This window comes from Dapis brunnea BLCC-M229, assembly GCF_050015995.1.
In the GTDB taxonomy this organism is placed as follows: domain Bacteria; phylum Cyanobacteriota; class Cyanobacteriia; order Cyanobacteriales; family Microcoleaceae; genus Trichodesmium.
This window is the reverse complement of record NZ_JBNHEP010000269.1, coordinates 11,541-23,756: the sequence shown is the minus strand read 5'-3', so window position 1 is coordinate 23,756 and position 12,216 is coordinate 11,541. Positions and strand designations below refer to the sequence as shown.

Below are 12,216 nucleotides of genomic sequence, written 5' to 3'. Positions count from 1 at the left end.
AGTATAAAAAAATGAATGGTGTAACCAGTCTATTTATAAGACTGGTTTTCTTTTTTAGGGCTATTTTTTGACAATTCATAGATCCTTTGCAATCTTACTACGGTGATTTTCATTTGATATAGCAATCCTATTTTATTTGTGTATAAAAATCTTACCCCTTTTAGGGAATAGGGAATAGGGAACAGGGAACAGGGAACAAGTCAGGGTTTCGTTTTTTTTATCTACTTTTTGATTACCCGCAACCTATTTGGGATTACTATAGACATCTATAGAATATTCCTATCAGTTTTAGCCTTAATAATATTGGCTAAAAATTCCTTTAATACCTAAAAATTTTAGACTTAAAAATTTACAATTTCTTCCTTATTAGACATTTGCTCAGTCTTCAAATACTATGATATGGGTTTAGCAACTTTTTAGTAATGGTACGAATTTGTATGCTAAGAATGAAAGCCTTACTAGGATTATACTTGAGAAAGTAGTTTCTATGTTATCCTCTGACCAAATCATAACTTTTTCCTCCATGTATAGTATCATTTCCCAAATCACCTCTAACCGTATCAGAGCCTTGTTTACCCAGTAGTGAGTCATTTCTCTTATCCCCACTAATCAATCATTATCATCATTATTATGTTAATCAATTATTTAAACTAATGGCTAATAGCTGACTGCTGTTTACTTACCGAAAAATTAATAATTAATAATTAATAATTAATAATTAAATAATTCGCGCCTTGAAGCCTCCCCTTGGATAGGGGAAAACAAAGAAAATATTCCTTATATTCAATTCCCGAGCGGTTAAAACCAGAGGTAATTATCAATTATCCATTATCCATTAATGAAATACCAATCCTAATTATTTACTCTGTAAAAAATTGACAAATTTCTGAGGATAAGCTCCAATAAGTATCATCATTTAAAACAGGAACTAAGTCGGTAATATTGATTGGTGTAGCTAACTCAATCCAAGAACGACAACCACTATATTCAGGGCGGTAAAAAATCTCATAAACTTGAGAAAGTTTATAAGTTCTCAAAAGTAAAATATAAAGCCTTTGTTGGGGTTTCCATTTGAGGCGATCGCTGACAAACTTTTCATTCCAAATATGGTAGAAAAACAACTTATTTAAAATCGACTTATTACTTACTGGTAAAACATTAGTAATCTCAGCAAAACTACTAATTTTAATTTTTTCAGGATGCCAACCAGAATCTACAATTTGCACCTGGTTGGCATATTTTGATTTGAGTAAATTTGGCTGTTGATGTTCAAAAGTTGGGTAGAGTAATACCTGTTGATGTGCAATATTGAACTTTCCTCCCTGTTCTCTAATTCCACCCTTTCTTAGTAACATAATTGTGTTACCATTTTCTAAAGCATTCACAGCAACATTCCATTCTTTAAGAGCAGCAGTAGTACTTTCCATAATTATTTGCTTATACCTACAAATGAAATAATTGATAGTTATCTGAAAATCTGGTTAATTATTGATTATAGAACTAATGTTTATATCATATCCTGTCAATTAGCCCTCGAAAAATAACTCGATCTTCTCTCGTCATTATTTATTTATCAGTATTCTACTGGAGATAATATCAGTTGATCTAGTTTTCCTCATACTTTTAATTCTCGCTATGAAACAATGACAGAAGAAGAAAAAAGCTGATGGTTAACAGATGAATGTTAATTACTATATTTACTATTTGATGAGGTATGGAATTTTAGAGGAATAGGGAACAGGGAACAGAAGATTAAGATTAAGACTACACTGTAGCTCACCATCCTAAAAAGTGCTTTAATTTCAAAAAAAGCCTGTAACATTAGCAATTTTTTGGCAAAATTTGAAGATATTAATCGGAAGTTTCGAAAAGTATGAGACGATATTTTTCAATAATTAATAATTAATTATTACCTCTCCTTAAAACGGATAGGATTGACCAAAATGATTTTTTTTATTCTCTTGGTCGATTGGATATGGTTAGGTAAACCATCCATCCCATCCTGACGGAATGCTGCGCAAACGATCGCTTTTTCTCCTTAAAAGGAGAGGCTTTAAACCTTTATTATTCGGTAAAGTATCTAGTCGATCTAGGAGGTAGAAAGTATCTTATGGCCTTTTGAGGTGAGGAATAGGATAAATTTATTAAGGGATGAACTATATATATATAAGTCTTAATATACCAGCTTAAAGAACATTCTCTAAGTATTACAAAAAAGATAAACAAGAGGACGTTTCAAAGTTTATCCCTAAACAGTTGTATTCCCTGTTATTCATAATAAGGGGTTTAGTATTGTCAAAATTACAATTAATTAGATAGCGACAAAATCAAAACTAATAAGATTGGAAAAATCTATGAATTATCTGAAAAGTATCAGAAAAAACCAGTCTTATAAGTAGACTTGCTGCATCTTTAATTATTTCTCTACTGCTTCCATCTAATATTGTTTTTCAAATTGAACCCAGCAGTATCAAGTTAGAGGTACACAATTCTACTAAATCTTTCGAGATTAAATAGAATTGTTAGTGAGATGGATTTCTAGTGCCAATAGGAATTTATCTCAAACTAAACATCAAAAACTTGTTTTTTCTTAAAGATTATACAGCATATGGCAGGACTATCAGTCAGAAATGAGTTAGGTAATTCAATCTCCTCATAAACATAACTTAATACCTAATTATAAAGGTAAATATATCAGGATTTAATCGAGAGAATATCGCACATAAGCTCAGTAAATATCAACATCAAATATTGAATTTATAATTTTATAAATATCCATCAAGATGCACTCTTGGAACATAATCAGCATAGCAATTATAAAATTGGTGAGATACACAAGTTTTTGATTTTCGGGAATACGAAATAGGGAATAGGGGAGAGAAACAAAGCTTATGGCTATATAAATGAATGCTAATTATTAGACATTTCCGATAATCAAAAATCAAATCAATCCCATACGCAAAAATTATCAATTATTTCCTCCTACTCCCTACTCCCTACTCCCTACTCCCTCTTTTGCAGAAAGGTCTATTATATTTACTATTTAATCAGTTATACAGTTTGAGGGCAATAGAGAACAGAGTGGAAGAAATAGGAGACAAGGAATAGGGAACAGGGAACATAGATTAAGATTAAGACTACAATCTACTTGACCATCCTAAAAAGTGCTGTAATTTCAAAAAAAAGCCTGTAACATTAGCAATTTTTTGGCAAAATTTGAAGATATTAACCGGAAGTTGCGAAAAGTCTGAGAAGATATTTGTAAAGTATCTAGTGGATTTAGGAGGTAGAAAGTATCTTAATCCCTTTGTGAGGTGGGGAATAGTATAAATTTATTAGGGGATGAGCAATGTATATATAAGTTTTAATATACCAGCTTGAAAAACATTCTCTAAGTATTACAAAAGCGACTTAAAAGTAAATCTTGAACTTCTAAATGCTGAAGCTAGGTAGCAATAGTCTAAATCCAGAAACAAAATCATGGCATCAAAAGTCTACGATATAAACAAAACCTAATAAATAAATCAGGACTTACGCATAGCGAACCTCCAAAACCCAGTTATGCTCCTAGATGTTTATTGTTCAAACCAACTATTTCTCCTCGCAACCGGGTTTCGCGTGGGTAAATTTTCTCAAGAATAGAACATAGAACTATTATCAATATATCTAAATGAAGGAATTATTACGAGTTTTTTTATCTGCTTAAATCCTTAATTTTAGATGTAAAAATTATTAGTGTGAATCTACCAGTTGCGATATATGTCAACCCAAGTATTTATTCGTGAAGTTAGATTTTAGGAAAAGGTTGTCACGATCTTTAATTAGACCTAAAACTTCGCATTAACTGATGAAATTATCAATATAAATAATTAGTATGTCAATTCCAATTCCAGAGATTCCACAAGACTTCGGCGACCAGGAACCAACTATCCTGCGACCACCAATTGATCCTAGTGAATTTAGTGATGCAGAAGTTATAATCGATTTAATTAATAATGCTAACGAATCGTTGTTTGGTACAGATAACAGGAATTTGATTCTAGGTCTTGATAGAGATGATAGAATTGAAGGTAGAGGAGACCAAGATACTATCTTTAGTGGTAAAGGTAACGATACTGTCTACGGAAATGATGATGATGATTGGATTAGTGGGGATCTGGGAAATGACTCATTACTCGGTAACCAAGGTTCTGATACGATTAGAGGTAGTCTGGGAAATGATAGTATACGTGGAGGAAAAGGTAATGATTTGGTTAGAGGTGAGGAAGGAGACGACCTAGTTTTTGGAGAAAGAGGGTCTGATAATGTTAGAGGTGGTACTGGAAATGATAGTGTCTATGGTGATGGAGAAGAAGGGGAGGGTAATGACTTAGTTGATGGAGAAGAAGGCAACGATTTAGTTTTGGGAAACCGTGGTAATGACACGGTTAGAGGAGGTAGCGGTGATGATGCAGTTTTCGGAGGAAAAGGGGATGATTTAGTTGAAGGTGGTTCAGGTGACGACCTCTTGGTAGGTGGTAAAGGTAGCGATACCCTTACCGGAGGTGAGGGAGAGGATATCTTCCGTTTTGAGTTTTTTGAGGATGAGACATTTACTCCCGATGGAACTCAGGAATTTGGCTCTGATACCCTCAACAGTTTTGTTCCCGCAGATGCTGGAGTTGACACTCTTACTGACTTTACTCCAGGAGAAGACAAAATACAACTTGATGCTAATAGCTTCGATCAGTTAATTGTTGATGGTAATTTCGACCCCAATGAATTTACTACTCTGGCTGAATTTGCTCAAAACCCAGATGCGAATCTAGTCTACGACTCAGACCAAGGTTTAATGTACTATATTGATGAAAATGGCAATGCGATAGAATTCATACAATTAGATTCTAATCTAAATATTGGTCCTGATGATTTTGAAACAATATAATAAACATTCAGCTCTTAGCAGTTAGCTATCAGCAATTAATAATAGACCTCTTCAGAAAAGAGGGAGTAGGGAGTAGGGAGTAGGGACGTTGCATGCAACGTCCCTACAGAAGTAAGGGAAAAGAATTAACGATTTCTGTGCAATTATTGGAGATGTCTAATTTAAACCCAGCCATTAATAGGTGTGCTTTATAAACATCTTTCTTAACATAAAACACGGACATTAGAAAGAAGTTATGAATTTGCCATTCAATGGATATTTCAGGAGAGTAAACGTATTTAATTAGAAGCTAAACTCCCCCCACCTCCCCATCTCCCCACCCCCCCATCTCCTTATCATCAAAGGGTTTTAGGAGTTCCTTATCAGGGATAGCCTTAAGAGCGGGGTATGAATATAGAAGTTATATCAAATCCTGTTAAAAAGTTATAGATTGGTCGGGTCACAAGTCCTCAGGAGGAGAGAGAATCACAAAGATTTAGCAGTTATGACGATTGGAGAATTTTTTTATGTCTTATTCCCCCGGATTTGATATTACGCATCCCAACCAAGAAACCAGGTTTATTACCCTAATTTAATACAAATTTTAGTTCATAAATCCGGTTTCTGCGTAAGTCCTGGAATAATTATTGCTAAGGTTAAGGGAAGCTAATTTGGCAATAACTTTTAATTCTCTTTCAATCTAGAGAGTGAATGCACAAGCAAAGATTAAGACAGCTATAGTGCTTAATATTCCGTATGTTCGGTGGATTACGGCTCCCGGTTAAGAGTTTGCTTCCTCAATATAAGTATTGTCGCCTAACCCACTCTACTAGACTGACACAGCTAATTTTGTGCATTAGAAAATGGGGGGATTGGGTGATGGGGAGATGAGGTGATTAGGAAAAAAGCTAATGCAGTATTTTAGGTGTGTCGGTCCACTACGCCTAGATTTAATATTTCTTTTACAAGCAGTCTCTTATCAATTGCTTTTACTTCCTCTTCTCAATGCTTAAACTCAAAGTTTAAAATTAATTATAATGCACTACTACTGAAACTAAATATGAATAACGAATCTCCAGAAAGATTTCCTGAAATATTAAAGTTACCTCAAGAAAAAGCATCAAGAGGATTTTTATATCAAAAACAGGGAAAATTTGAAGCAGCCATATCTTTATACCAGGAAGCATTAACTTTAGTACCAAATTTTCCATTTGTTCACTATAATTTAGGCATAATTTTTCACCATCAGGGAAATTTACTAGGAGCTTCTACTCATTATCAACAAGCGATAGCTTATTACCCAAAGGATATTCAAGCTCATTATAATCTTGCCATTGTTTTAGAACAACAAGGTTTAATAGAACGAGCAATTTATAGTTATCACAAAGTTATTAATTTATGCGAAAATAGAACTGCCAATATTCTAATTAAAATTCAGGCTTATCGTAACTGGGGAAGTATTTTAGTTAAGGAAGGTAGATATAAGGAAGCTATAGAAATTCTTCAGCAAGCTATTACTAAAAAACCAGATGATTCGACTCTCTACAATGATTTGGGCAAAGCATTTTTAGAATTAGGAAAAGTAGAAAAAGCCATTGCGAATTATCAGCAAGCTTTGGCATTACAGCCTCAATTAATAGTAGCCCGTTATAATCTTGGCAAAGTATATCAAAAACAAGGTTTACACTCAGAAGCTATTGTTCATTTTCAGGAAGTAATTAAACAACAACCAGAAAATATTTCTGCCTACAGTGATTGTGGTTTTTCTTTCTTAGAATTAGGGAAAGTCGAAGCAGCAATACCCTATTTGCAAAAGGTAATTAACAATAATCCTTTTGTGGAAAGTTACTGTCAACAAACAGATTTATTTACAGAGTCAGATGAGTTAGAAAAAGTAAAAATAGCTTGTACTCAATTTCTGATAACACTACAAAAATCAGATTTAGCAGCAGTCAGAAAAAATTTAACCTTAGTCTATTTATATTTAGGAAATGTATTATTTGAGTATGGTGAATATTCACAAGCTGAAAATTATTACAAAAAAGGATTAGAAATTCAGCCATTTAATGTTGATTTGTATCTGAAATTAGGGAACAGTTTGGTAAAACAAAAACGCTTTAATACGGCTATTACAATTTACCGCCTGGGGTTGACTGTTCTACCTGATAACCACTCCATTAACCAAGCATTAGAAAAAGTTTTAGTAGCAAGAAATAATTCACCACAGATTTCCAACGCAGACGGCATTAAAAGAATATTGAATCTAGAGTTAGAGTCAAAATATTTATCCACAACTGTTGAATTAGGAGATAAGAATAATTTGCTTGGAGATTCAATCCCAATAAAATTTATCCACCGTTTAAATAATGAAGTTTTTAACCCCAAGACAGCCAATTTCAGTGGAAAAAATATTCTTTCCTCCCTCACACCTAAACCCCAAGACTCAAGCCCTACACAGTCAAAAAAATTAGAGGATAGCAAGGATAAAATTTCTGAAACTGAATGTCAGGGATTAAACTGCAAATCTTGTCTCAAAAGAATATTTAAACAACTTCAACCAATTCATTTAGGAAATGGTATCCATACTTTTTCAACAGAAATACAAACATCTACAAATATTTCATCTGTTGACTTTCCAGAAACACCAAAATTTGTCATAGAAGTAGAAAATGGTAGAGCATGGATAGTTCCGCAAAAAAATAATTGGATGGTTTGTAATGCCATTGCCATTATTAATGAAAATAATCAATTATTAGCTGAAATCTCCCGCGAATACCCTGGTCAATTACCAGGATGTGAAAAATACGATATCAACAACCATCAGTTTTTTACTACAGAAAAATTACCATCTTTAGAGCAAATAAACGGTACAGTAGCAGTTTTATCCGGGTTATCAGGAAACGTTTATTTTCATTGGATGGTAGATATATTGCCCCGGATCGAAATATTAAGACGTAATGGCATAAATTTTGAGCAAATAGATTGGTTTTTAATTAATAGTATTCAACAACCATTTCAAAAAGAAACTCTCCGGATATTAGGAATTCCAGAAGAAAAAATTATAGAAAGCGATCGCTATCCTTATATTCAAGCTAAAAAATTAATAGTTCCGTCTTTCCCTAGCCATTTGGGTTGGCTAGAAAAATTTGCTCTAGAATTTCATCGTCAAACATTTTTCCAGAATTTCAATCATGGCTTATTTAAAGATGGTTTGGCATTAGGAGAAAAATTAAATAATCAAGGAGATGATTCCTATCCTGAAAGAATTTACATCAGTAGGAATAAAGCTAAATATAGAAAAGTTATTAATGAAGAAAAAATAGTTGATTTATTAAGTCAATACGGCTTTATAAGCATTGAACTAGAAACTCTTTCTGTTTTAGAACAAGTAACATTATTTGCCAATGCCAAAATAATAGTTTCTCCTCATGGTAGTGGGTTGACAAACATTATTTTTTGTTCTCTAGGAACTACCGTTATTGAATTGGTGTCTCCTAACTATATCAGACATTATTACTGGGTCATTAGCCAACAATTAGGATTAAAGTATTACTACTTGATTGGAGAAGAATATTCCTATTATCCTATCCGCCAAATCATGTATCCCAATCCTCTAACGGAAGATATTATTATTAATTTTAGTAAACTTGAAAAAATGCTATCCCAGGCAAGTATAATCAAAATAGATTCTCCGAAAAAACTAAAATTTATTAAGAATGAAGAAACTTCTCAAGATATGATTATTTTTGAGAAAAAACTCTCTAATGCCAAAGTTTATCCCTCTGTACCCTCCCAGAAATTGGAAGGATACAATACAAATAAAACTGCAGTAAGTGATAAAATGCTATCTAAAGTTAATCAGGCAGAAGCCGCTACTCACTTCCACAAAAAAGCTTTATTCTATATAGACCAAAAGAAATTAGACGAAGCTAAAGCAGCTTGTGAAAGAGCTATTAAAAATCAACCAGATTTTGCCGCAGCTTACAAAACAATGGGTATTATTCTCCAAAACCAAGGGCAGATAAAAGTAGCCTTTGACTGGTATTTCCGAGCTATTAAAATTCAACCAGATTTTCCGGAGGCTTATGTTAATATTGGTACTCTCTATGCCAAAAAACAACAATGGCAAGAAGCAATTGAATATTATCAAAAAGCAATTTATATCAAATCAGATTTAACTCCAGCCTACCGTAATATAGTCAAAGCATACCAAAAATTAGGCAAGGTTTCGGAGGCAGCAAATTATCAATATCAAGTTTACTTTTTAGAACCTGAAAAAATCACAGAACCAGAATATATAAATTTAGGAAATACTCTTCTCCAGCAAAAGCAATTAATAAAAGCTATATCTTGTTATCGTAGCGCCCTAAAATTAAATCCTAATTCCCCAGTAGCATATCAAAATCTTGCAGAAGCATTATCCCAAACCGGGGATTTTGAAGAGTCAAATATCTGTTACCGCAAGGCGATTAAATTAGGGATAACAAATCCATCAAATATTAATCATAGCTCAGTCAAAAAATCGCCTCATTTATCTTCTGTAAATCCAGTTATTCCCATAAACTCAGCTAGAATAAATCGTCATAAAACGGAACATAAAAATAAAAATAATTTCCTAGAAAACAACAATAAATTAATCAATCCAACTGTAAATCAAGATGGTGTAGAAGCTTATAAACAATTAGGCAAAATACTGCAAAACCAAGACAAACCAGCAGAAGCTTGGCAGTGGTATACAAAAGCTATATCTATTGCACCAAAAGACCCAGAAATTTATCGAGATTTAGGTAGTTTGTACGGACAACAGCAACAGTGGCAAGAAGCAATAAAATGTTATCAAAAAGCTTTGGAAATTAATCCAAATATGACAGATGTTTACCGTTATTTAGCAACAGCATTAACTAATGTTGGTAAGCACGCACAAGCATCTGAGTTTTGGGAGCGAGCTTATTCTCTAGAACCAGAAACAGCAACAGCAGAAGAACATTTCATTCTGGGCAATACTATGCTACAAATGAATATGGTAGATCGAGCAATATCATGCTACTGCAATGCCATAAAAATTAATCCCAATTTAACAGCGGCATATCAAAATTTAGGAGAAGCTTTAAAACTTCAATGTCATGCTCAAAACTTAAATTCACAATCTAAAACTTATGGAAATAATGGTTATATAAATCCTCATATTTACAGTCTGAAGGATGGTATAGCAGATAAATATGATGCAGAAAGAAATAATTATCAAATCAACCAGAGCGATACTAAGTTAGTAACAAAACCTGGTATTATCCAAGAAAAATCAAAACATTTTGCTAGATTTTTCAATAAGCTAGTTAGTAAAGTAACCTCTGTTTTTAATGCTAATAATCAATTCTCAAGAAAAGATTTAGAACTATCTGCAAATATGCCCAGACTTCAAGGTGAAAATAATTCTTTTCCTTTAAAAGCAGAAATAGATTTTAATATAATAGATACAGCAAAATTTTCTCTTGAAGACTTACTATTTTATGATGAAACAAATTCAAGTAATACTAATGGAAAAAGCCAGAAAAAAAGAACAGAACAACAAATAGATAAAACACATAATTTATCCCCCACTGACCAAATAGAAGACTCCGAGCAAACAGCTATACAGGTAAATGCTCACCTTGTTGATACTAAAGAATTAGAGATCGCCCTAGCATCAAAGATCGCCCTAGCAGATGTTTATATTCAAAAGGCAACCGCTTATAACCAAAAAGGATTATATGAAGAAGCGATCGCTGAATGTAAACAAGCAATAACAGTTAAACCAGACCTGGCAATAGCTTACAAAATATTAGGCAATATCCAGCAAAAAATGGGTAGTGCTAGTCAACGTCAGGAAGCAAAAGCAAATTACCTAAAAGCAATATCTCTGAATAGTCAAGATGCTTCAGTTCATTCCAACCTGGGCAGTCTCTATGCACAAGAAGAATCATGGGAGCAAGCAATATCCTGTTATCAGCAAGCGATCGCTATCAAGCCAGATTTTGCTGGAGCATATCGTAACTTAGCTAAAGCATGGTCTCAGATAGACAAACAATCAGAAGCAGCAGACTGTTGGTATCAAGCGTATACTTTGGAACCAGAAAATATTACCCCCGACCAATATCTAAACTTAGGTAATACTCTGTGTCGTCAAAGTCAATTCACTAAAGCTATATCCTGTTATCAACGGGCAATAAAATTAAACCCAAATTATGCTGCTGCTTATCATAATTTGGCTGCTACTTTGAAGCGTCAGGGTAAGTTAGATGAAGCTATAATTTACGAGCAAAAAGCTAAAGAGCTTAGTAATAATAAAGTAGAGGTAGAACTTAACGGTAGTAAACCCCAAAATATTAATCCTGAAGATATTTTGCACTCATCTTTAAATACAAAAGGAAAAGAGAAGTCGCCTCAAGTTAATCAAGCAGACTTAATTAAACAAGCAGAGGCAAATTTAGCCAACAGTAAATTCTATGAAGCGATCGCTACTTGTGAGGAAATAATTTCTCTTAAACCTGATGCTGTAGCTTATCAAATAATGGGTAAAGTTTGGGTAGAGATGAATAAAATAGACCAAGCGATCGCTGCTTATGAAAAATCCCTAGAAGTAAAGCCAAATTTTGCCGAAGTTTATGTCAGTTTAGGAGAATTATACGTTCAACAGCAGCGACACTCAGAAGCTATAACTGCTTACCAAAAAGCAATTAAATTTGCTCCAGACTTAAAAGATGGTTATCGCAATTTAGTTGAAGTTTTGCTAGCTCAAGGAAAAGTTGATGAAGCTGCGGAGCTATCTTATAATGCTCTCATCCAACATCCCAGTTGGACAACTCCTCAAGAGTTCTGTACTTTAGGTAAGGGTTTAATAGAAGAAGGTAAAACAAAGCAAGGAATAACTTGTTTTGAGCAAGCTATTAAATTAGACCCTAAATTGTGGGAAGCTCACTATAGTTTAGGGGAAATATTTAGCTCTCAACAAAACTGGGATGAAGCAGTTAAATATTATCGACAAGTAGTAGAATTAAATTCTGAATCTATAGAATCTTACTATGGTTTAGGTAAAGCTTTAGCAGAAAAAGAAGAATGGCAAGAGGCGATCGGTTGTTATGAGCAAGTCATTAAATTAGATGCTAATAAAACTCAAGGAACTTTTCTTGAAAGTGAGAATAATATAGATATGGGAGAAGTTTACCATTTATTAGGAAATGCCTTACAAGAAATAGGTCAACTTGACGAGTCTGTAGCAGCTTATCAACGGGCCATTGAATTAACAGGAAATTCAGCAGATTAAGGATTACAAGCGC

Annotated in this window: 4 protein-coding genes; 2 read left to right on the top strand and 2 right to left on the bottom strand. The window is 33.5% G+C overall.

Going from position 1 to position 12,216, the window contains the following annotated elements; all coding sequences use genetic code 11:
• Positions 1–490: 490 nt before the first annotated feature.
• Positions 491–613 carry a hypothetical protein gene (locus tag ACP6PM_RS30825; RefSeq protein ID WP_426590693.1) on the bottom strand — a complete coding sequence of 41 codons (123 nt, stop codon included), beginning with the start codon at positions 611–613 and terminating at the stop codon, positions 491–493.
• A gap of 247 nt (positions 614–860) precedes the next feature.
• Positions 861–1,427 (bottom strand): DUF1802 family protein, encoded by a 567-nt coding sequence (locus ACP6PM_RS30820; RefSeq protein ID WP_426590692.1) that lies wholly within the window; start codon positions 1,425–1,427, stop codon positions 861–863.
• Positions 1,428–3,874: 2,447 nt separating this feature from the next.
• On the opposite strand from ACP6PM_RS30820, the gene ACP6PM_RS30815 reads away from it, so the two are divergent.
• The gene (locus tag ACP6PM_RS30815; protein ID WP_426590691.1) at positions 3,875–4,924 is read left to right on the top strand and encodes a calcium-binding protein; all 1,050 of its coding nucleotides are present in this window, start codon (positions 3,875–3,877) and stop codon (positions 4,922–4,924) included.
• 1,039 nt (positions 4,925–5,963) lie between these two features.
• The gene (locus ACP6PM_RS30810) at positions 5,964–12,203 is read left to right on the top strand and encodes a tetratricopeptide repeat protein (RefSeq protein WP_426590690.1); all 6,240 of its coding nucleotides are present in this window, start codon (positions 5,964–5,966) and stop codon (positions 12,201–12,203) included.
• Positions 12,204–12,216 lie beyond the last annotated feature (13 nt).

Excerpts from the sequence above, each read along its gene's own strand:
- ACP6PM_RS30810 (WP_426590690.1), top strand. The coding sequence starts at position 5,964 with ATGAATAACGAATCTCCAGAAAGATTTCCTGAAATATTAAAGTTACCT.
- ACP6PM_RS30815 (WP_426590691.1), top strand. The coding sequence starts at position 3,875 with ATGTCAATTCCAATTCCAGAGATTCCACAAGACTTCGGCGACCAGGAA.
- ACP6PM_RS30820 (WP_426590692.1), bottom strand. The coding sequence starts at position 1,427 with ATGGAAAGTACTACTGCTGCTCTTAAAGAATGGAATGTTGCTGTGAAT.